17 protein-coding genes are annotated in these 20,321 nt (G+C 40.2%); 7 read left to right on the top strand and 10 right to left on the bottom strand.

The window, feature by feature from the left end; translation table 11 throughout:
* Nucleotide 1: 1 nt before the first annotated feature.
* The 3 genes from DFQ04_RS12485 (at nt 2) to DFQ04_RS12475 (ending at nt 3,468) form a co-directional block, all read left to right on the top strand.
* Nucleotides 2–367, top strand: coding sequence for a DUF2200 domain-containing protein (locus DFQ04_RS12485; RefSeq protein ID WP_133556341.1), 366 nt, complete (start codon nt 2–4; stop codon nt 365–367).
* A 138-nt stretch (nt 368–505) separates the two neighbouring features.
* Nucleotides 506–1,990 carry an amidohydrolase family protein gene (locus DFQ04_RS12480; protein WP_133556339.1) on the top strand — a complete coding sequence of 495 codons (1,485 nt, stop codon included), beginning with the start codon at nt 506–508 and terminating at the stop codon, nt 1,988–1,990.
* A gap of 77 nt (nt 1,991–2,067) precedes the next feature.
* Nucleotides 2,068–3,468, top strand: a complete 1,401-nt coding sequence (locus DFQ04_RS12475) for an MFS transporter (RefSeq protein WP_133556337.1) — start codon at nt 2,068–2,070, stop codon at nt 3,466–3,468.
* A gap of 37 nt (nt 3,469–3,505) precedes the next feature.
* Here DFQ04_RS12475 and DFQ04_RS12470 read toward each other — a convergent pair whose 3' ends face one another.
* Complete coding sequence (locus DFQ04_RS12470; RefSeq protein ID WP_243739678.1) at nt 3,506–4,192, bottom strand: dioxygenase family protein; 687 nt, start codon at nt 4,190–4,192, stop codon at nt 3,506–3,508.
* 166 nt (nt 4,193–4,358) lie between these two features.
* On the opposite strand from DFQ04_RS12470, the gene DFQ04_RS12465 reads away from it, so the two are divergent.
* Entirely contained in the window at nt 4,359–5,030 is a 672-nt protein-coding gene (locus DFQ04_RS12465) for an HAD family hydrolase (RefSeq protein ID WP_133556335.1), read from the top strand.
* 43 nt (nt 5,031–5,073) lie between these two features.
* On the opposite strand, the gene DFQ04_RS12460 is transcribed toward DFQ04_RS12465, so the two are convergent.
* The 3 genes from DFQ04_RS12460 to DFQ04_RS12450 all read right to left on the bottom strand — a co-directional run bounded on the left by DFQ04_RS12460 (nt 5,074) and on the right by DFQ04_RS12450 (nt 8,538).
* The gene (locus tag DFQ04_RS12460; RefSeq protein WP_133556333.1) at nt 5,074–6,351 is read right to left on the bottom strand and encodes a serine hydrolase domain-containing protein; all 1,278 of its coding nucleotides are present in this window, start codon (nt 6,349–6,351) and stop codon (nt 5,074–5,076) included.
* A gap of 91 nt (nt 6,352–6,442) precedes the next feature.
* Nucleotides 6,443–7,945 (bottom strand): S1C family serine protease, encoded by a 1,503-nt coding sequence (locus DFQ04_RS12455; protein WP_133556331.1) that lies wholly within the window; start codon nt 7,943–7,945, stop codon nt 6,443–6,445.
* Between the two features lie 164 nt (nt 7,946–8,109).
* Nucleotides 8,110–8,538 (bottom strand): Hsp20/alpha crystallin family protein, encoded by a 429-nt coding sequence (locus DFQ04_RS12450; RefSeq protein WP_133556329.1) that lies wholly within the window; start codon nt 8,536–8,538, stop codon nt 8,110–8,112.
* Nucleotides 8,539–8,734: 196 nt separating this feature from the next.
* On the opposite strand from DFQ04_RS12450, the gene DFQ04_RS12445 reads away from it, so the two are divergent.
* Together DFQ04_RS12445 and DFQ04_RS12440 are read left to right on the top strand one after the other, a co-directional pair.
* Nucleotides 8,735–9,175 carry a hypothetical protein gene (locus DFQ04_RS12445; RefSeq protein ID WP_133556327.1) on the top strand — a complete coding sequence of 147 codons (441 nt, stop codon included), beginning with the start codon at nt 8,735–8,737 and terminating at the stop codon, nt 9,173–9,175.
* A gap of 386 nt (nt 9,176–9,561) precedes the next feature.
* Nucleotides 9,562–11,229 (top strand): mechanosensitive ion channel family protein, encoded by a 1,668-nt coding sequence (locus DFQ04_RS12440; RefSeq protein ID WP_133556325.1) that lies wholly within the window; start codon nt 9,562–9,564, stop codon nt 11,227–11,229.
* A gap of 37 nt (nt 11,230–11,266) precedes the next feature.
* Here the strand turns inward: DFQ04_RS12440 and DFQ04_RS12435 are convergent, their stop codons facing one another.
* The gene (locus DFQ04_RS12435) at nt 11,267–11,458 is read right to left on the bottom strand and encodes a cold-shock protein (RefSeq protein ID WP_067545283.1); all 192 of its coding nucleotides are present in this window, start codon (nt 11,456–11,458) and stop codon (nt 11,267–11,269) included.
* Nucleotides 11,459–11,547: 89 nt separating this feature from the next.
* Here DFQ04_RS12435 and DFQ04_RS12430 point away from each other — a divergent pair, with 89 nt between their 5' ends.
* Nucleotides 11,548–12,039 carry a SixA phosphatase family protein gene (locus DFQ04_RS12430; protein ID WP_133556322.1) on the top strand — a complete coding sequence of 164 codons (492 nt, stop codon included), beginning with the start codon at nt 11,548–11,550 and terminating at the stop codon, nt 12,037–12,039.
* Here the strand turns inward: DFQ04_RS12430 and DFQ04_RS12425 are convergent.
* From DFQ04_RS12425 to DFQ04_RS12405, 5 genes are all read right to left on the bottom strand, one after another.
* Nucleotides 12,036–12,767, bottom strand: a complete 732-nt coding sequence (locus DFQ04_RS12425) for an SDR family NAD(P)-dependent oxidoreductase (RefSeq protein WP_133556320.1) — start codon at nt 12,765–12,767, stop codon at nt 12,036–12,038. The two genes, DFQ04_RS12430 and DFQ04_RS12425, sit on opposite strands and share 4 nt — an antisense overlap.
* A gap of 32 nt (nt 12,768–12,799) precedes the next feature.
* Entirely contained in the window at nt 12,800–14,197 is a 1,398-nt protein-coding gene (hslU, locus tag DFQ04_RS12420; RefSeq protein WP_133556318.1) for an ATP-dependent protease ATPase subunit HslU, read from the bottom strand.
* Between the two features lie 73 nt (nt 14,198–14,270).
* Nucleotides 14,271–16,748: an endopeptidase La gene (gene lon, locus DFQ04_RS12415; protein WP_133556316.1), complete on the bottom strand. Its 2,478-nt coding sequence runs from the start codon at nt 16,746–16,748 to the stop codon at nt 14,271–14,273.
* Between the two features lie 132 nt (nt 16,749–16,880).
* On the bottom strand, nt 16,881–18,914 hold the full coding sequence (locus DFQ04_RS12410) for a hypothetical protein (protein WP_133556314.1): 2,034 nt from the start codon (nt 18,912–18,914) through the stop codon (nt 16,881–16,883).
* 4 nt (nt 18,915–18,918) lie between these two features.
* The gene (locus DFQ04_RS12405) at nt 18,919–20,184 is read right to left on the bottom strand and encodes a hypothetical protein (RefSeq protein WP_133556312.1); all 1,266 of its coding nucleotides are present in this window, start codon (nt 20,182–20,184) and stop codon (nt 18,919–18,921) included.
* Nucleotides 20,185–20,321 lie beyond the last annotated feature (137 nt).

The raw sequence follows: 20,321 nt of genomic DNA, 5'->3' as shown, positions 1-20,321 counted from the left end.
TATGAAAGTAACTCCCGAAGCAGACGAGAAAATGAGTAAAATGAAATTCTTTTCAGTCTATCCTCACTATGTCAAGAAAGTTGAAAGAAAAGGAAGAACCAAGGAAGAATTACATCAGGTGATCTCCTGGCTGACCGGATTTTCAGAGGATGAAATCCAGAAAATGATTGAGGACAAAGTCAGCTTTGCTGAGTTTTTTCAGAAAGCCAAGCTCCATCCAAATGCGTCCCTGATCTCTGGATCGATCTGTGGCTATAAAGTTGAAGAAATCGAATTTCCAATCTCCAGACAGGTTCGCTACCTGGACAAATTGGTGGATGAATTGGCTAAGGGGAAAAAGATGGAAAAGATTCTTAGAAGCAGTTAAGTGGACATCTTGACTGATTTTTTTACCACTATTTTCCAAGAGGATATATTTTTTTCGGATTTAATAATGCCTTTTGACTTAATAAAAAATCCTGTGTAAATCCTTACCTTACTTATAAAACCACCAAACTTTTATCCTATGGAATCTTTTATCAAAGGATTTTTCCTTTTTGTCCTATCCTTTCTATTCCAAATCAATTCCTCGTTTTCACAAATCACCTATGACCTGGTCTTGAAAGGTGGTCGGGTCATCGATCCGGAAACCAAATTGGATGGGATCCGGAATGTCGGAATCATACAAAATCGGATTGCCGAAATCAGTTCAGAGCCACTTCAAGGTAAAGAAGTTTTGGATGTGGCCGGGCTGGTCGTAGCCCCAGGATTTATTGACCTGCATATCCATGGCCGAACCAATGTCGAACAAGAATACCAAGTACATGACGGGATCACCACGGCTTTGGAGTTAGAATGGGGAATCGAAAATTTGGGTGCTTGGTATGAAACACGCAAGTCCAAGGCGCTGATCAATTACGGAGCGAGTGTGATGTGGCCCTATGAGCGATTTAAAGCGATGGAAGGAAATGAAAACTTGGTTTCACAACTAGAGTCATTGACCAAATCTGGAAGTTCTATTGAAAAAACAATCGGAATAATGGCTGACTCTTATTTGAGAAATCCTTCCGATGAAGAGGTAAATGGAATGATTCGGAACATAAAGAATTCCCTTTCACAAGGTGGAATCGGAATTGGTGCTCCTATTGGCTACCTACCCAAAACTCAGCCGGAAGAGTTTTATCGGGTTTTTGAGATTGCTGCTGAGATGGATGTACCTGTTTTTGTCCATGCTAGGCAACCGAATTTATTGGCAGTACAGGAAGCCATTTCCAATGCAATGTTGACTCAAGCTTCTCTTCATATCGTCCATATCAATAGCATGTCTTTGGGAAATATTGGACTTGCCTTAGAAATGATTCAAAAAGCCCAAAGTCAAGGGTATGACATCTCTACAGAACTGTATCCCTATACTGCCGCCTCTACAGCCTTGGAATCTGCTATGTTTGATCCTGGATGGCAGGAAAAAATGAGCATCAGTTATCAAGACTTGCAATGGGTTGCAAGTGGAGAAAGATTAACCGAGAAAACTTTTGAAGAATACCGAAAATCAGGCGGAACAGTAATCATCCATATGATGAAGCCCGAATGGATCAAGCAAGGAATTGCCTCCCTAGGAGTTATCATAGGCTCTGATGGAATGCCTTATGCCAAGCTAGCTCATCCTAGAACTGCAGGGACTTTTTCCCGAGTATTGGGAAAGTACGTGAGAGAAGATAAAGTAATCGATTTGCCTACTGCTCTTGAAAAAATGACCTTACTTCCTGCCCGTAGATTGGAAAACATGGCTCCTATGATGCGCTTTAAGGGAAGGGTTCAAGTGGGAGCGGATGCAGACCTGACCATATTCAATCCCAATACTATAATCGACAAAGCAACTTTTGAAGAAGGCTTGGCATTTTCAGAAGGAGTAGAATATGTATTGGTCAATGGAACAATAGTATTAAGAAATGGGAAAACGGTATCAGGAGTTATGCCCGGACAACCTATATACGGCAAATTCAAAAAGTGAAAAAGAACCTTTTTTTCAATCAAATAATTGAAAACCTATAGCCTAATCTCAACCTCAATTCTACCTCGGTCAGGTTCATGAATCAGGCTTCAGCCAGCCCTCAACTTAAGAAAGTACTCCCAATCATCTTGGCGACTGCAATATTTATGCAGATGCTGGATTCTACGATTCTAAACACCTCGCTTCCGGCCATTGCCAAAGACCTCAATGAATCTCCCCTAAATATGCAAAATGCCATTATCAGCTACGTGCTGACTTTGGCTTTGCTAATGCCCATCAGTGGCTTTTTGGCAGATAAATTCGGCACCAAAAGGATCTTTTTTCTTTCCTTGGTTCTGTTTGCCTTGGGTTCTTTGTTTTGCTCACTTTCAGAAAACCTTACCCAGTTGGTTGTGGCTAGAGTTTTACAAGGAGTGGGCGGAAGTTTAATGACGCCGGTAGGCAGACTGACTTTAATACGGACTTATCCAAAAAATGAATTGGTTCAGGCCATGAACTACGCCATCGTGCCTGCCTTGATTGGACCTGTTCTGGGACCCTTGGTTGGAGGATATTTGGTGGATTACCTGTCCTGGCACTGGATTTTTTTGATCAATATCCCAATAGCTTTAATTGGAATAGGAATGAGTCTCAGCTACCTTCCAGACTACCGATCCAAGATTCTGGATTTTGATCTGAAAGGCTTTTTGATTTTTGCGGCAGCTTCCTTTCTCCTTTCCATTTCTTTAGAACTTCTGGGAAATTCAGTAAATGTGACCCCAATTCTATTGGCCTTAGTCTTGGGATTTTTGATGCTGTATTTCTATTACCGCCATGCTAAAAAGGAAGAGAACCCGATTTTTCCCTTAAACCTATTCCAGGTAAGAACTTTCCGAGTTGGAATTTTAGGCAATCTGGCAACCCGGATCGGAATCAGCTCTGTACCCTTGCTTTTGCCTCTGATGGTTCAAATTGCTTATGGACAATCAGCCGTGGTTTCAGGTTGGATAGTCGCCCCAATGGCCTTGACCGCCATGTTTGGGAAATCTGTTGTAATTAAAATTTTGAATCGATTCGGCTACCGAACCACACTGATGACCAATACATTTATCATAGGGCTCCTGATCTGTGCGTTGGCAATTCCGAGTCCTGAAGTATCTATTTATTGGCACCTTCCCATTATTTTCTTGTTGGGATTTTTCAATTCCATCCAATTCACATCCATGAATTCAATTTCCATCGCAGACCTGCGATCCTATCATACCAGCAGCGGGAATTCCTTGGTTTCTGTCAATATGCAACTGGCAATTGGCTTTGGGGTAGCTTTTGGACTGATCGTATTGAAGCTTTTTGAAGGAGATGAAAAATTGATCCAGAATGAAATTCATCAGGCTTTCCGCTACACGTTTTTGGTAATCGGCAGTTTGACCATCCTATCAGGATTAGTCTTTAGAAGACTTCATTTTAAAGACGGGGAAAATTTAAAGGCCCAGAATTAAACCCGGGCCTTTCTTTTCTAGTCGACTTTGGGTGAATTTATCCTACCGTGATCACTTTGCTCAATGTAAATCCATCTGAAAGATTACCCACTACGTAATCAGCCATATTTCCTGCTAAACTGTTTCTAAATACTCCATCCTTATCATTGGGCGTGTCCTCTTCTCCCTTATATCCCCTACTGGCATAAACAGCATTGGTACTTTCCTTTGGAAAGGCAATTTGGGTGCTAAGGATTATTTTTTCTCCTTGTAAAATATCCACATGAATATGAGGCGCCCTGCCTGGATACCAACCCGGAAAAATACTGATAAAAGAAACCTCTCCATTGGCATTGGTAGTCTGTCTTCCTCTTAAAAAAGAAACCTGACGGAAGTCTTTTTCCTGCAAGCGATGAGCTCCATACTCGCTGTAATATCCCTCGGCATCGCAATGCCAAATATCTACGTGTGCACCAGCCAAGGCTTCACATGGATTTCCCTGGCTTTGGATTTTTAGATTAACCAAAAGAGCTACCCCTTGTCGGTCTGCTACAATATTTGCCCGCATCAATTCCGCTGGAGTTTTATTGGGAAATGGGCCTCTGGTTTCTTTGGGAGAAGTCTCACAAACCTCATTATCGGAATTTCCCTGACTTTTTTTGGAATCACTTCCAACCACAGGCAAGGCTACAATTCCTCCAAAACCAGCCAGTGTTTTCTTTAAAAAATCTCTCTTTTTCATCATGCTTTCGTGTTTGGAATACTAAAAGTTACTGATTTCCATGGACTTGAATGGTTCTGAGCAATTTTATTTTGGTGTTTTCTGCCAAGGAAAATTTAATCATCCTATAATCCGCTCTTATTGAACAAACAATTCAATACACTTACTTTTATTTTTTTTAGTTCAAATCATGAAATCAAACCCGGAGTTTCTTAAGTCTTTCGAAGCAGTAGTTTTTGACATGGATGGAACCTTAATAGATAGCATCCCTTTTCATCAAGAGGCTTGGTTGAGGTTTTTGGGCAATCACGGAATCCACCTTCTTCCGGAGGATTTTCATGCCCAAAATCATGGCACCTTGAATGAAATGATTTTTAGATTTTTCCCTCATGAAAAATCAAGGGAAAAGCGATTGGAACTCGGAGAAGAAAAGGAGGTGACCTTTCGGACTATTTACAAATCCGACTTGAAAGAAATTGAAGGTCTAACGGAGTTCTTGGAATTTTTAAAATCCAAGGGAAAATCCATTCACCTGGCTACGATGGGAGATCAAAACAACATTGACTTCACTTTGGATGGTCTGGGAATCCGACATTTTTTTGATACCATTACCGGAGGGCATGAAGTGCTTAAAGGAAAACCTGATCCGGAAATTTTTCTGAAATCCTTGGGAAAATCAGGACAAAAACCCGAAAACGCTTTGGTCTTCGAAGATTCTGGGGGAGGAATCAGATCCACAAAGGCAGCAGGAATTCGGGTCTTTGGAATAGCAAGCTCTCACACCAAAAGAGAATTGCTGGAAATGGGATGTCAAGAAGCTTTTTCTGATTTTAAGGAAGTCAAAGCCTGGTTTACAAACTAAAAAAGGAGCCTTTCAGCTCCTTTTTCTAATGATTTTAAAATTTCTATTCTACCAGCGTAAATACCATTTGACGGAATTTCCAGCCCGTTTCATCCCCATTTCCTGCGCCGGAAGTCTGCTTGAAAATTAGACCTATGATACCGGTCTTTGGATCTGCGAAGTACTGAGTATTAAAATATCCTCCCCAATCGAAAGTCCCCAAACTACCCTGGCCTCCTAACTGAACACCCTTTTCATCCACCAAACCAAAGGCTAATCCATAATCCTTTCCTCCATCTCCCAACAAGTCACCAACCTGATTGGTCATGATGGTTTGAATAGTATGGGGACTCAGGATTCTCTTTCCGTTATAAATCCCACCATTGAGATACATCTGAAGAAACTTTGCATAGTCCTCAGTGGTACTGGAAAGCCCAGCTCCTCCTGAGAAAAAGGTCTTTGCTCCGGTTTTTGGATAGGCTGGGTCATAAAATGTTACCGGATAAGGTGCCCATTTCCCATCTTTTCGGGTATGAACAGTCACCAATCTTGGAGCCTGGGCATCATTTAAGTAAAATCGGGTATCATTCATTCCCAGAGGATCAAAAATCCGAGTTTTCAAAAACTGGTCGAAAGGCATTCCCGAAATCACCTCGATGAAATAACCTAAAACATCCAAGCCTTCGCTATAGGTGTATTTTGCCCCAGGTTCGTGATGAAGTGGAAGCTTGGCGAGTCGCATTACGCTTTCCTTAATGGTTACATTCTCAGTGGTAAAAAGGTCCACCACGCCAGCTTTGTGGTAAATCATTTTCATCCGCTCGTCGCCATCGATCACTCCGTATCCCAAGCCAGAAGTATGGGTGAGCAAATGCCGAATAGTTATCTCCCGGCTACTTGGTTTGGTTGTGTAGGTAGTATCACCATAGCGGAAAGTATTCAAAACCTGTGGATTCTTGAACTCAGGAATGTATTTGGAAATAGGATCATCCAGTCGAAACTTTCCCTCTTCCCAAAGCATCATTACCGCTGTGGAAGTGATGGCCTTGGATTGGGAAGCGATTCGAAAAATGGAATTTTTCTCCATGGCTTTTTTACTTTCCACATCAGCGAATCCTTTGGCAGAATGATATACAACCTGTCCATTTTTCACCACCATAGCGACTAGTCCTGGGACCTGTTCTTTTTGCATGGCCTCCTCAAGCATCGCATCCAACTTTGTTACCCTTTCTTTGGAAATTCCGGATACAGATGAATTGACAGTGGAGGAAAGGGTTTGGGAAAAAGTACTTCCTGAAATGCCCAGCAGGAAAATCAGGAGAAATAAGGTTCTATTTTTCATTAGGTTGGGGGGTTATTAGGTACTCAAAGTACAAAAAAACCAAACAAAAAAGGCCGGATAAAACCGGCCGTTTGGAATCGCTGAGGATAGCTTAGTTTAATTCTACTTCGAAGTAGTAATCAGTGCCATCAGGGAACATACCCAGAATAACTATTTCCTCACCTCGGTGATCTTCAAGAAAGTCAATCATTTCTTGCGCGTTGGTAATTTTTGCTCTACCGTTATCAGCAATTGCGGAGGTAATGATAAATCCATTTCTGGCTCCTGCATTTCTCCAAACCTCATTTGCATTGGATTTAATCACGGCACCACCGGCGATTTCAAGCTGTTGCTTCTGATTATCCCTCAAATCTTCAAATTGAAGCCCATCGAAATTGTAGGCTTTGGGAACTTCCCGCTTCACGATATTGGTATCACCAGAGAAGTTTTTCAAGGTAGCAGTGGTTTTTGCATTCTTACCATCTCGTAGATATTCCACCTCCACTTTATCCCCTGGACGCTTTCGAGCTACCATTTCCTGAAGCATGGCTACATTATTTACCGCCTTTCCATCAATTGCGGTGATAATGTCGCCTTCTTTAAGTCCGGCTTCCTTACCGGCAGAGTTTTCATTTACTCCACCTACATAAACTCCTTGTTCAACAGGGAACTTTTTATCCAAGTAATCCGCCAATTCAGGACTTACATTTTGAATCTGAACTCCCAATAAACCTCTTTGAACTGCTCCATACTTCATCAAATCATCCATTACCTTTTTTACCAATGTACTTGGAACGGCAAATGAATATCCTGAGAAAGTTCCAGTACGAGTGGCAATGGCTGTGTTAATTCCGACTAATTCTCCAGCCAAATTAACCAAGGCTCCCCCGGAGTTTCCTGGATTTACCACGGCATCTGTTTGCAGGAAGGATTCGACTTGTAGATTATTTTCTACACCTTGAAGGATACCAATATTTCTGGCTTTTGCTGAAATGATACCTGCAGTAACTGTAGAGTTCAAGTCAAATGGATTTCCCACTGCCAAAACCCATTCTCCGATTTTGGTTCGGTCTGAATCTCCAAACTTTACAAACGGAAGGTTATCCGCTTCAATTTTCAGTAAGGCTAAATCCGTGGTTGGATCAGTACCGATAATGGTTGCCTCGTATCGCTTATTGTTTTCCAGAGAAATATCCACTTTGGTAGCTCCATCGATCACGTGATTATTGGTGACAATGTATCCGTCAGGAGAAATAATCACTCCCGAACCTGAGCTCATTGGCATTGCTCCTCCACCTTGGCCTTGATCTCCTCTGGGGTCAGGAAAGCCAAAGAATTCCTGAATCGGATCTCGTTGTGATCTTGGACTATAGGCAATTTGGCTTTTCACATGGACTACAGCCGGAGTGACCACCTGTGCGGAAGCAACAAAATTGATCCCATCAGGAATCGTGAAATCTTTACCAGAAAGCATATTGACAAAGCTAGCCTGCTGCTTTTCGTCAAAGTTCCCGGCACTCTGGGGTTTGAATAGAAAGCTAACCCCTGCCAATGCCACTACCCCACCGATAAATGCGGCTAGCAACATTCCCAGAAAGAACTGTTTCTTACTCATATTTTTGTTTCCTTTCAGTTTGATGATTACAAATTTTCTAATCCTAATACATTTTTTAAAAGCTTTAGGATCACTTCAAGCCTTCAAATTAACAAGAATTAACCGCTTTTCCGGCGGTTAGAAAATTAACCAAATTAAAAGGAGCGGGTTTTCCCGCTCCTGTATTATTTCACCTCAATGGTGGATTTATTTACTTTTTTCTCTCTTTTTGGAAGAGAAATTTTCAATAATCCATCTTCATAAGCTGCTTCCACCTGATCTTCTTTCACATCTTCTGGGATAAAGAATGATCTTTTGAACGAACCGTATTGGGTCTCGATGCTGTGGAAATTTTTTCCTTCCTTCTTTTCTTCTTGCTTGCGTTCCCCGGAAATGGTCAATTTTCCATCTAGGAGTTCGATCTTAAAATCAGACTTTTTAACTCCGGGAACAGCCACATGGATCTCATAGGCTTTTTCATCTTCTGCGATATCCACTGCAGGACTAAACTGCTTTAGATTCGCGCCCAAAGATTCATTGAACAATCGGTCAATCATGCTGCTGAAAGACGCAGGAACTTGGGGTTCGAGTTGGTTGTATCTTACAAGTTTCATAGTTGTGTTGGTTTTGTTTACGGGAATCATTCTGTAAAATTTGTACCAGCAGCTTTTTTGAGACATTTTGACTTAAAAAATGGGCTCGTATTGATCAAATCGAGACATTTTGACTTAAAAACTCGATTTCCCAGCCTCGAAAATTTTGACCGGATTGAAAATAAATGTCTATTTTTAGTTGAATAGAACTTTAAACATGAAAACATCCTCCTTTCAGATTTTCATACTCAATTGCTTCCTGCTTATTTTTTCTTTTTCCACCGGCTTATTTGCTCAAGACCAAATTGATAGTCTTTTAATTTCCCAAAAAGACAGTTTGATTGTCAGAACAGATTCAGAAAATAGGACTGACACTCTTACGCCTAGCTTCGTTCCTACTTTGGACGAATTCATAAAAAAGGGAAAAAGATTCACGCTACAGTCCAATGAAATCAAACGGGAATTAGAAAATACTTTAGATACAGTATTATTAGATTCGGAGATTCTTGAAATCGAAAAAATACTTCAGGCATTTCAAGAAAGGAAAAACATTGTTAACACTAATTACAATTTTAGGTTTGTAAATGCCTTAGGTGGAATTCTAGATAATTCAATGGCCAAGTCATTGTCTTTTGAAAAACAATTCAGGAAAAATTAGACCGATTGGGATACTTAGACAGCCTTCTAATCAGTATCCGTACGGATGATTATTTCAAATACAAAATCAGGGATTCCTTACTCCTCCCTAATTATAGTCTTGAAATAAATCTGCTTAAGAAAAATATCCAGTCCATTGACAGTACTATTTTTCGACAGGAGCTTCAGGCTGCTCGGCTTCAATCCCGACTGAATTTATCCATTATTCAAATTGAGGAGCTGAAGGACTATGTTGAAAAAAGCAAGATAGCCTTAGAAAAGTCCATATTCAAAAAAGAAATAAACTTCATTTGGGAGGACTATTCTATCCCATCACCAAAATCAATTTTTAGTATAACATTTGAGTCACTAGAACTGAATTGGAAGCTTTTTTTGATCCAAATTGGAATGCAAAAAATCAGTGCAATCATTTCTGCTCTTATACTTTTAGTGACTTTTTATCTCGTAATCTCTACACTTAAAAAACTTAAAAAAGACGAAAATGAAACCAATGAAGGCGGCGTTTTCAGCCGAATAAGGTTCCTAAAAAAGAACCCAATTATTGGGGTAATTCTCGGTTTAACTCCATTATTACTTCTTCTTTTCGAAATTAGCTATTTCGCTTTTATGACTTTTTCTCTTGCAGCGCAAGTTATACTTGCGTCGATTATCATTTTCAGAAACTATGAAAAATTGATATTCCTAAAGTGGGCAGTAGGGGTAATCGTCTTTTTATTTTTTACTGTAAGCAACCTTTATTGGGAAATCGCCTACCAAGAAAGAATGTACTATTTAATAGGAAACTTACTAATCCTAGCTGTATTGGTTGGGATAAAAACCAAATTCAAAAGTGAACTTGTCGAGGAAACTAGATTAATTACATGGGTAAGAAATTTGACCGTACTGTTCCTAGTTTTGGCTACAGTGGCCAATATATTAGGAAGATTTAGCCTAAGTAAGATCCTCAGCATAGCTGGTATTTCAAGTTTTGCCTATGCTGTAGTGCTATATTTCTTTGTTAAAGTTTTAACTGAGATTATTTTCCTAATGATCGAAAAACAGAAAAATGTAGACTACATCACCGCTTACCTTAATTTTCAGGAAATTCAGAGGCGACTTAGAAATATTCTTGTAATAGTGGCAATTTTTATCTGGGTTGCCCTTTTGCTACAGAACCTTAGCCTAAACAAATATATACTAGGAAGCCTCACTGAATTCATGGATCAGGAAAGGAAACTAGGAGATTCAACATTTACTTTCGGTAGCTTATTCCTTTTTGCAGGATTGGTTTATTTGTCCAGCCTAATTGCAAACAACGTTTCCTACTTCATTTCACTTAATGATCAAAACATATCCTCAGCCCCTCAAAAAAAATTGGGGAGCTCCGTTTTAATTATTCGACTAGGTATCCTTACTGTAGGGTTTTTTATTGCTGCGACTGCTGCAAAAATCCCTCTTGATAAAATTGCCATTGTTCTTGGTGCCCTTTCCGTGGGTATTGGTTTTGGTCTTCAAACTATCATCAACAACCTGGTATCAGGGCTAATATTGGCTTTTGAAAAACCCATTCAAATCGGAGATGATATTGAAGTCGGAAATATGACCGGAAAAGTCAAAGAAGTAGGAATCCGGGCAAGTAAAATATTAGCCTATGATGGATCCGAAATTGTAGTCCCCAATGGAGATTTGCTTTCTCAAAGCCTGATCAACTGGACGCTGTCTAATAAGCGAAGACGAGTGGAGCTGATCATTGGAGTAGCCTATGATTCAGACATGAAAAAAGTCAAAGAACTGATTTCTGAGGTCTTGAAAAATGATAAAATCATGAAATTTCCTGAACCTAAAGTTCACATGCAAAACTTCGGAGATAGCTCAGTTGACTTTAGGGTCCTCTTCTGGGTTGAATCCATGGATATTTACCTCGATGTGCGAAATGAGGTAATGAATAACATCTTTGAATCTTTCTTGGAAAATGGAGTAGAAATTCCTTTCCCTAAGAGAGATTTGTATATCAAATCACTTCCTGAGTTGAAAAAATCCCAACAGGAGGAAAATAAAAAATCCCCCGAAGAATAAACTTCGGGGGAAGTGCTAATCTATTCTTCAGAATATTTTAGGCCTTTTTGACGTTGATGGCGTTTGGTCCCTTTTTTCCATCCTTGATGTCGTAGGTGACTTTGTCGTTTTGAGCGACTTTATCAACTAACCCAGTGGCGTGAACAAACACATCACCCTGAGTTTCATCATCTACGATAAATCCGAAACCCTTTGCTTCATTGTAAAATTTTACTGTGCCGGTAAACATAATAAATTGATATAAATTGTAATTGTAAGAGCGTTAAATGTAAATATTTGATCAAAAAAAACAAAATAATCGTTTTTTTTTCGAGTGATATGAAAAAAATTATTTTGATAAGGCACGGAAAATCAGCATGGGACCAACCCTTCCTTTCTGACCATGATAGGCCTCTGGCTGATCGGGGATTGAGAGATCTTCCCAAAATGGCTAAGAGACTTCAAAAGCGAGAAATTTTTCCCGATTTGATCCTGAGTTCCTCAGCAGTTAGAGCAGTTGAAACAGCTAAAATTACTGCTGAAGCTTTGGGAATTGAGGAAGAAAAAATCGTGGTGATTGATAAGCTATATCATGCATCCGCACATACCATCTTAAAGTATATCAAGATGCAGCACGATTCCATTAACACCCTATTTGTGGTAGGACATAATCCAGGATTTAATGAATTGATTGAATATTTGGGAGGAAAACTGGATAATTTACCCACCTCAGGGCAATTTGGCTTTAAGGTAAAAAGCGAGCATTGGGCAGATACCGACCCTAAAACCACAGAATTTTGGTTTATGGACTATCCAAAGAAAATCCATTAATCTGCTTTAAAATTCCTCACATCCTGCACCACATCCTCGAACTGATCCGGGTGGGTAGCAAGAAAGTAAATCTTTTGAGCAACTTCTTCCGCTTGACTTAATTGCCCTTCGGATTTATAGGATTTAAACCTTTCCAAAGCCGGAAAATCACTTTGATCTGCCTCCCGTATTTCTGCCTGCATTTCTGTATCCACTATTCCAGGAGCCAGGGAAAAAACCCGGAATCCATTTTCCTTTAATTCTTCTGCTGCAACTTTTGAAAACATGGCTAAGCCTGCCTTACTGGTACAATATTCTCCCCAACCCGGCAGAGGCTTGCTCGCGGCACCCGAACTGATATTGATGATGATTTTTGTACCCTTTTGATCCGCATAGGCTTTGGCAAAGGCATCAGATAGTATCATGGGTGCAACCAAATTCAGATTTAAAACCTGGCGAATTCCCTTAGGATGCAGCTTCCCAACCGGCTTCACCTCCCCTATCCAACCCGCATTATTGATCAATAGCATCCGGTCAAATTTCTCCTTGGGAAAAAGAGCTGGAAGCTGTACTTCCAAGGCATTCAAATCACTTAAATCCAAAGGAATTTCCTGCAAATTATCCCGTTCCAAATCCAAGGAAGTTCGAGAAATTGCCAAAATCAGAATGTCTTTTTCATTAATAAATTTCTCCAAAATGGCTTTTCCCAAACCCTTGGAGTGACCGGTGATAACGAGTAAAGTTTTCATATGAAAAAAGGCACCTTTCAGTGCCTAGTTTTTTATAGAATATATTGTGAAAGGTCTCGGTTCTTAACTAATGCGCTTAGTCTTTCCAGTACCATTTCCTTTGTTACCATGATTTTTGAATTTGGCTGAATAAGATCAGGAACTTCAAATAGAAAATCATTTAGCAAATGACTCATCACAGTATGCAATCTTCTTGCCCCGATATTTTCTACCTCCTGATTGATCAAAAAGGCTAATCTTGCTATTTCTTCAATGGCCTCATCAGTAAAATCCAAAGCCACCTGCTCTGAATCAAACAATGCCTGATACTGCTTAGTCAAGGCATTTTTTGGCTCGCGAAGAATTCTGGAAAAATCCTCCTGCGTCAAACTTTGCAATTCAACACGAATCGGGAAACGGCCTTGAAGCTCAGGAATCAAATCCGAAGGCTTACTGACATGGAATGCTCCTGCCGCAATGAATAGCACGTGGTCTGTATTGACCACCCCATATTTGGTATTCACAGCAGAACCTTCTACGATAGGCAAAAGATCTCGCTGCACTCCTTCTCTACTTACATCAGGTCCACCTCCATTTTTACCAGACTTGGAGGCTATTTTATCTATCTCATCGATGAAGATAATACCATTGTTTTCGGCTAGTCGAATCGCTTCTTCCTTAACCTCATCATGATCAATGAGCTTGGACATTTCTTCTTCCAAAAGAACCTTTCTGGCTTCAGCAATAGAAAGCTTACGCTTTTTGGTCTTTTTCGGCATCATGCCAGAAATCATATCCTGAAGTCCAGCCATGCTGGCATCGTCAATCATTCCGTTACCGATCATTCCGATTCCAACCGGTGAACTGGCCTTGACATTGATTTCGATTTTTCGATCGTCGAGTTCTCCGTTTCTCAATTTTTCCCGGAATCTATCTCGAGTTCTTTCATTGAGATCAGCGTCAGAATTGGGTTCGTTTTCCAATTCCGGATTGGCAGAAAGCTGACGGGTGAATCCTGCACTTTTCACCGGAGGAATAAGAATATCCAAAATCACCTCTTCCACAGCATCAGTGGCTTTGAGCTTGACTTCTTCCTTTTTTACTTCTCTGACCAAGTGAACGGATTGCTCGACCAAATCTCTCACCATACTCTCTACGTCCCTGCCTACATAGCCCACTTCTGTGAACTTGGATGCTTCGACCTTGGTAAATGGAGCCTGAGCGATTTTCGCCAAACGACGGGCTATTTCCGTTTTACCCACACCGGTACTTCCTATCAATAAAATGTTATTTGGAACGATGTCCTTTTGAATTTCGGACTTGACCATCATCCTGCGAATTCTATTCCTCAGGGCAATAGCCACATTTCTTTTGGCGTCTTTTTGTCCGATGATGTATTTATCCAACTCTTCGACGATTTGTCTTGGAGTAAGTGATTCGATTGAATTCATGTTGTTGTGGTTTTAGTATGGAGGAGAAATCCTCCTAAAAGTGCCGATCTTCCTTTTATAGAAGATCAGCTTATTAGTCATTGGTTTTGTTTTCAGATGTAAAGGTGAATTTCAGCGGTTTATCCACCAGAGATTTGGTCAAGGCTATTTCCAATACCTCACTTACTTTGTCTACGAAGTGGAATTGAATTCCTTTGACATATTGCGGATCGATCTCCTCGATGTCCCGAAGGTTCTTTTTACAAAGAATGATCTCCTTGATCCCGGCACGCTTTGCGGCAAGGATTTTTTCCTTGATTCCACCTACAGGCATGACCTTTCCGATCAAGCTGATCTCTCCAGTCATCGCCAATTTAGATTTGACTTTTCTCTGGGTATACACCGAAGCCATGGCGGTCAACATGGTAATCCCTGCTGATGGGCCGTCTTTAGGTACAGCTCCAGCTGGCACGTGGATATGAAGATCGTATTGATCAAAAACCCGATGATCAATTCCCAAAGTTTCAGCTTGGGATTTAAGATAGGAAAGTGCGGTCATCGCGGATTCCTTCATTACATCTCCCAACTGTCCAGAAAGGGTTAGTTTCCCTCTACCTTTGCTTAAGCTGGATTCGATGAAAAGAATTTCCCCACCTACGCTAGTCCAAGCAAGTCCGGTAACCACGCCTGCAACACTGTTATCAATATAACTTTCCTTATCGAAAATCTCAGACCCTAAAATCTTACGAACAGCCTCGGTAGTTATTTTATGGTTGTATTCCTCCTCCATGGCAATGGACTTGGCAATGTTTCGAATCACTTTTCCAATGGCTCTTTCCAGATTTCTAACCCCAGACTCACGGGTATAATCCTCTATGATTTTCACCAAGGCAGCCTTTTCGAAAGTCACGTCTTTAGATTTAAGCCCGTGTTCTTTTCTTTGCTTTGGCACCAAGTGTCTCTTGGCGATTTCAAGCTTTTCCTCCATGGTGTATCCCGTCACTTCGATGATTTCCATACGGTCACGAAGGGCAGGCTGGATTGTATCCAAACTATTGGCAGTCGCGATGAACAAAACCTTGCTCAGGTCATATTCTACCTCCAAGTAATTGTCCAAAAAGGCAAAGTTTTGCTCTGGATCTAATACCTCAAGAAATGCTGAGGAAGGATCGCCTCGGAAGTCAGAAGAAAGCTTATCAATCTCATCCAGGACAAAAACCGGATTGGAGATTTTTACCTTTTTCATGTTTTGGATGATTTTCCCTGGCATCGCACCCACGTAGGTTTTACGATGTCCACGGATCTCAGCTTCATCATGCAAACCACCCAAGGACATTCGAATATATTTTCTACCCAATGCCGCTGCAATAGATCTACCCAACGAAGTCTTTCCAACCCCAGGAGGGCCATAGAGACAAAGAATCGGTCCTTTCAAATCATTCTTGAGCTTGAGAACAGCCAAGTATTCGATGATTCTGTCTTTTACTTTTTCCAGACCAAAGTGATCCGCATCCAAAATCTGTCTGGCATGCTTAAGGTCGAAATTATCCTGGGTAAATTCATTCCATGGCAATTCCACCATGGTCTCGCAATAATTGAGCGCTATAGGGTATTCTGCGGCTGAAGGATTAATCCGAAGGATTTTATCCAGCTCCTTTTCAAAATGCTTTTTTACCTCAGTAGGCCAATTTTTCTGAGCGCCACGAAGCCTAAGATCTTCTACCTCTTTTTCAGGTCCCTCTTCACCAAGTTCGGTTTGAAGTACCTTCATTTGCTGGCGAAGGAAATAATCTCTCTGCTGCTGATCGATATCGGTGTGAACCTTCTTTTGGATTTCAGACTTCAGCTCCAGCATCTGGATGTCTTTCATCATGAACTCCAGCAAAAGGGTAGCACGCTCCACTCCATCGTTGATTTCCAACAAGCGCTGCTTTGACTCAACTGGCGCATTGATATTTGAGGAAAGGAAGTGAGTCAAGAAGGCAGTATTGTCGATATTATCCAAAGCAACCTGAGCCTCTCTTGGAATCTCCGGGTTTAGATGAAGGATCTTGATTGCAGCATCCTTTAGAGACTCTTCCAAGGCCTTGATTTTCTTGGAGTTCTTAGGGAAATTCTCCTCCAAATAATCCACTTTTGCCATGAAATATGGATCATCTGTGACCGTTTCACGGATTTTGAATCGCTTTTTCCCTTGAATAATAATCGTAGTGTTCCCATCAGGAAGCACGATCATCTTGATGATTTTGGCAAGAGTACCCACATGGTAAATATCTTCCCAAGCAGGATCGTCATTGTTAGGATTGATCTGGGCACATACCCCGATCAACTTGTCTCCCTTGTAAGCCTTTTTGACTAGACGAATGGAGCGCTGTCTTCCAACAGTAATTGGAATCACAACCCCAGGAAACAAAACGGTATTTCTTACTGAAAGAATAGGAATATCCTCTACAAATGATTCGGTGCTGAGATCCTGATCGTCCTCATCGGTAATCAATTGGATCAGATCACCCTCACCTGCAAAGTCCCCATTCATCAGATTTTGGAAAATGTTTTTATCAAATTGGCTCATATAGACAGAATGACAGCCAAGCTGTCAGGGAATAGCTAAAATAAAAGAAGAACCCTCAAAATACGAAGGTTCTTCCAATTGGTTCAAGGTAAGTGCCAAAAGGCAAAGGGGTCAGAATGGCAGGTAATCCATTTATCTAAAAACAAAATAATCAGGATCTATCTCATAAAGAACCGATTTTTCCCTATGGAAATTAAACTGGTATAGTTTATCCTCAATTTGAAAGCCATATTTTGGCCAAATTCCAAGGGTCACATTATCTATATTTTTTTGAGTCCAATTGGATGAATTCAAAACAAAAGAATTCGAACTTTCAAGGAAGTAAACATTTTCTCCTATCACGTAGACTTCATTAGTTCTTACTTGCACGCCTCCAGGTAAAATAGTTTTTACAAATTCCCAACTTTTGGTGTTCGAATTAAAACGAGCAATTTCAGTATTGTTTGTATTCTCATTTACTCGGGTTCTATAAGAATAAAGATCTCCATTAACCTTAAAAGTTTTATTTCCGATGTAATATCTGCCTGTATCTGCAGCTAGTTCTTCCCAAATAAGTGTAGATAAATTTAGTCTGAATCTTCTGGAACAAGAAGGATCGAAGAAATATCCCCTTAAGGTGCCATATTCTGCATACAAGTACCCTTCGTTTACAAAGAATCCTAAATTTTCAGTAGCGTTATTGGGAAGATCTGGCAAAGCTTGAGGCTGATTTGAGTTTAAATTAAATCGCATCAATTTTTTCCCGTCTGAAAAATACAAATTACCCTCTCCAGAAGCCGTGAAATTGAATGGGAATTGCAACGCTGAAGGAAATGGCCCAAATAGTCTTTTTGGTGAGGAAATGGAAGAAGAAAACTCAAAAACACCTTCACTTGAAACAAAATATCCTTTGTTTTGAAAGCTAACTCCTACTGAATATAAACTAGTAATAAATTGATATGGGAATTCTTGAACAGGTATCCTAGGGTCAGATACTTCTAATCTATAAGCATCTTGACTTAATCCAGGTCCCATATTAGTCCGAACTAGGATTTCCCTTGAATAAACCCCTTCATCCGGTACTAAGGTTATTTTCATCCGGTCTGCCGAAAACTCGGTGATTTCTGCCAAATGATAAGTAGACCCTTGTAATTCAACTCTGTTGTATTCCTTTCCTAATGGATTAAAGTTCTCCCCATTCAACTCGATATAAGCATACCAACCATCAAATTTGCTGGTCTGAGCCTTGTTTAGCTTAGTAGGCTTAAGCTTAAATGAATTGGCAACTTGGTATTCGATACCTCTTACTCGAATAATGAGTTTTGGATTGGCTTCAGTAAATAAGGCATTAGGCAAAACTTCAACTAGATTATCCCCTCTGGTCAGAACCTCAAGATTGGATATCTTTCCATTTTCATCCTCATATTTGACTTGGAGGCTTAAATCCCTAAGATCAGCGCCTTTAATTCTTATCCTGTCTGTATAGGCTACCTCTGGAATTTCTTCAAGAATAAATTTTGGCTTTCGGAAATTCAAAATCTTTTCGACCGACAACTGCTTTACTGATACCTTTAGATCAATTTGAAAGCGACCTTCCTTTGCCCTTTCTGGATCAAACTCAAAAACATCAGGGATTTTCACCTTAAACTGAGAGCCCTCCATACTGATTACTTCAGCTTGAAAACCCTCAATTTTAACCTGGATTTGGGATTGATTTTTGGGTAGATTTTCTCCCTCAAAAATCAAAATATCTCCAAAAAAGACTTCTTCTGGAGCGATTATTTGACCCAGTACATACCCTCTAGATCCTTCGCTTACAAATTCCTTTATTCCAGAATAAACTATTCCCGATTGAGTCTTTAGGTAGGCCACAACAAAATAAGGTTTTCCTCTTTCAAGACCTTGAACGGCCCTTAATTTAAACTCCTTTTCAGGCCTTCCTGACATGGACAAAATCTCGGCATTTGGATCATTCAACTTGGGATTAGCTCCAAATACAAACCCATATTCTAAGATTTCTTCAGAGCCATAATCATAAATATTCGCGGAAAACTCCACCCCATCCTCATTTACTCCCTGTATTAAGGCGACACTAAAACGAGGATTCGTACGGGGAACTACCTCATCTTCTGCACAAGAGAAACCCAAAAAAGCCAGTCCAAAAAGGATAAATAATCGTCTAATCATTTTCTTAAAATTCTATTCCTAACTGTAGAGAAAGTCTGTTTCTGGTGTAATCTGCCTCGTTTTGAAAAAGGAAAAACCGGTAATATTCTTTTTGAACATTTCCCTCTATTTCAAAAAACAATCGCCTCATTTGCCCCAATCCCAAATTAAATCCAGCTTTTATCCCGGGTATAAATTTCACTCCAGTGTTTCGCACAATAGAGGTCTCTGTCAAATACACTTCTTCATAGGTGAGTAACCTTTCATCCAGAATTCCTTCAGAGAGTTCGGTTTTCTGGTTCCACAAACCTCCTGTCAATCCCAGATAAATCTCCCTTTTGGAATTTTTTAGGATGCTATAATTAAAACTTACAGGAAGGTAAATAGCCGTTTCTTTCACCTTCTCAGAACCTGTCCATATGGCTTGGGTACCCTCATAGCTGGAAAATAACTGGGTAGAAAAATTAGAGAAGCCAAATCTGATATCCATGCTAAATCGAGGGAGCTTTCTTAGCTCATGCAATCTGACCCCAATAAATCCCTGGAAACCAATATTATTTTCAAATTGGTCAGCTCGTTCTACTGTTCGAGAAACAGAAGTCAGAGAATAATAACTGGGGCCCAAACTCAATGTCGGAGAAAGAATCAAAAACGGAGCCCTAACTACATGGCTCTGGAAAGATGAATTAGTACACTCAAAATAGCTGACCAAAATACTGGTGATCGCCTCCTCAGTGAAAGGAATCCTTTCAATTTTTGGATATAACTCCACTCCGCATCCACCCTCTAGAATCAACTTCAGCGTGGAAACGAAGGGTTTCAAAAATTTCCTCGTCTCCCCCAAAGGGATTTCTACCTGCTTGTAAAATGCTTGAAGCTCTACAAATTCCTCCCCCTTTTCGAGAAAATATCTACCCTTGTAGCCACTGAAATCAATTGGGCCGGAAATCAATCGTTGTAAGAAGACAGGGGAAGTTTCACCCGGGAGTACTTTGGAAAGAAAAATCTGACCGTTTTTAAGGCCAAACCCCACAATGTCTTTTGGCTCCAAAACCTTTTCAAGGCCATTTTCTTCGAAACTTATCTGGTCGTAATTGGCTTGGTTATAATTACGGTTAATCTTACCAAAAACTTTTTGATTGGACCCCAAGACCACAAAATCGGATTCTTCGGCCGTGATGGGATTCAAATTACTCCAAAGTATCGGATCTAATTCTTGACTTTTTACCGATTGGGCATTTAACCAAAAGAAACTGAAAAAGAAAAATCCCAAAAAAGAAAATCTATTCATAATCACAATTGAAAGCTGAAAGCAAGAAAAAAAGTATTGAACTAACAAGTTTGTAAATGTTAATTCAAACTAACTTATTGATTTTCTTAACCTTTATTTTTAGTCAAATAAAAATCGCCTGATTTCTGTGAATTTTC

Source organism: Algoriphagus boseongensis, assembly GCF_004362805.1.
Taxonomy (GTDB): domain Bacteria; phylum Bacteroidota; class Bacteroidia; order Cytophagales; family Cyclobacteriaceae; genus Algoriphagus; species Algoriphagus boseongensis.
This window is presented reverse-complemented; position numbering and strand designations above follow the sequence as displayed.

Bases quoted from the DNA above. Each gene is read 5' to 3' on its own strand.
- DFQ04_RS12485 (WP_133556341.1), top strand. From the start codon at position 2: ATGAAAGTAACTCCCGAAGCAGACGAGAAAATGAGTAAAATGAAATTC.
- DFQ04_RS12480 (WP_133556339.1), top strand. From the start codon at position 506: ATGGAATCTTTTATCAAAGGATTTTTCCTTTTTGTCCTATCCTTTCTA.
- DFQ04_RS12475 (WP_133556337.1), top strand. From the start codon at position 2,068: ATGAATCAGGCTTCAGCCAGCCCTCAACTTAAGAAAGTACTCCCAATC.
- DFQ04_RS12470 (WP_243739678.1), bottom strand. From the start codon at position 4,192: ATGATGAAAAAGAGAGATTTTTTAAAGAAAACACTGGCTGGTTTTGGA.
- DFQ04_RS12465 (WP_133556335.1), top strand. From the start codon at position 4,359: ATGAAATCAAACCCGGAGTTTCTTAAGTCTTTCGAAGCAGTAGTTTTT.
- DFQ04_RS12460 (WP_133556333.1), bottom strand. From the start codon at position 6,351: ATGAAAAATAGAACCTTATTTCTCCTGATTTTCCTGCTGGGCATTTCA.
- DFQ04_RS12455 (WP_133556331.1), bottom strand. From the start codon at position 7,945: ATGAGTAAGAAACAGTTCTTTCTGGGAATGTTGCTAGCCGCATTTATC.
- DFQ04_RS12450 (WP_133556329.1), bottom strand. From the start codon at position 8,538: ATGAAACTTGTAAGATACAACCAACTCGAACCCCAAGTTCCTGCGTCT.
- DFQ04_RS12445 (WP_133556327.1), top strand. From the start codon at position 8,735: ATGAAAACATCCTCCTTTCAGATTTTCATACTCAATTGCTTCCTGCTT.
- DFQ04_RS12440 (WP_133556325.1), top strand. From the start codon at position 9,562: ATGCAAAAAATCAGTGCAATCATTTCTGCTCTTATACTTTTAGTGACT.
- DFQ04_RS12435 (WP_067545283.1), bottom strand. From the start codon at position 11,458: ATGTTTACCGGCACAGTAAAATTTTACAATGAAGCAAAGGGTTTCGGA.
- DFQ04_RS12430 (WP_133556322.1), top strand. From the start codon at position 11,548: ATGAAAAAAATTATTTTGATAAGGCACGGAAAATCAGCATGGGACCAA.
- DFQ04_RS12425 (WP_133556320.1), bottom strand. From the start codon at position 12,767: ATGAAAACTTTACTCGTTATCACCGGTCACTCCAAGGGTTTGGGAAAA.
- hslU (WP_133556318.1), bottom strand. From the start codon at position 14,197: ATGAATTCAATCGAATCACTTACTCCAAGACAAATCGTCGAAGAGTTG.
- lon (WP_133556316.1), bottom strand. From the start codon at position 16,748: ATGAGCCAATTTGATAAAAACATTTTCCAAAATCTGATGAATGGGGAC.
- DFQ04_RS12410 (WP_133556314.1), bottom strand. From the start codon at position 18,914: ATGATTAGACGATTATTTATCCTTTTTGGACTGGCTTTTTTGGGTTTC.
- DFQ04_RS12405 (WP_133556312.1), bottom strand. From the start codon at position 20,184: ATGAATAGATTTTCTTTTTTGGGATTTTTCTTTTTCAGTTTCTTTTGG.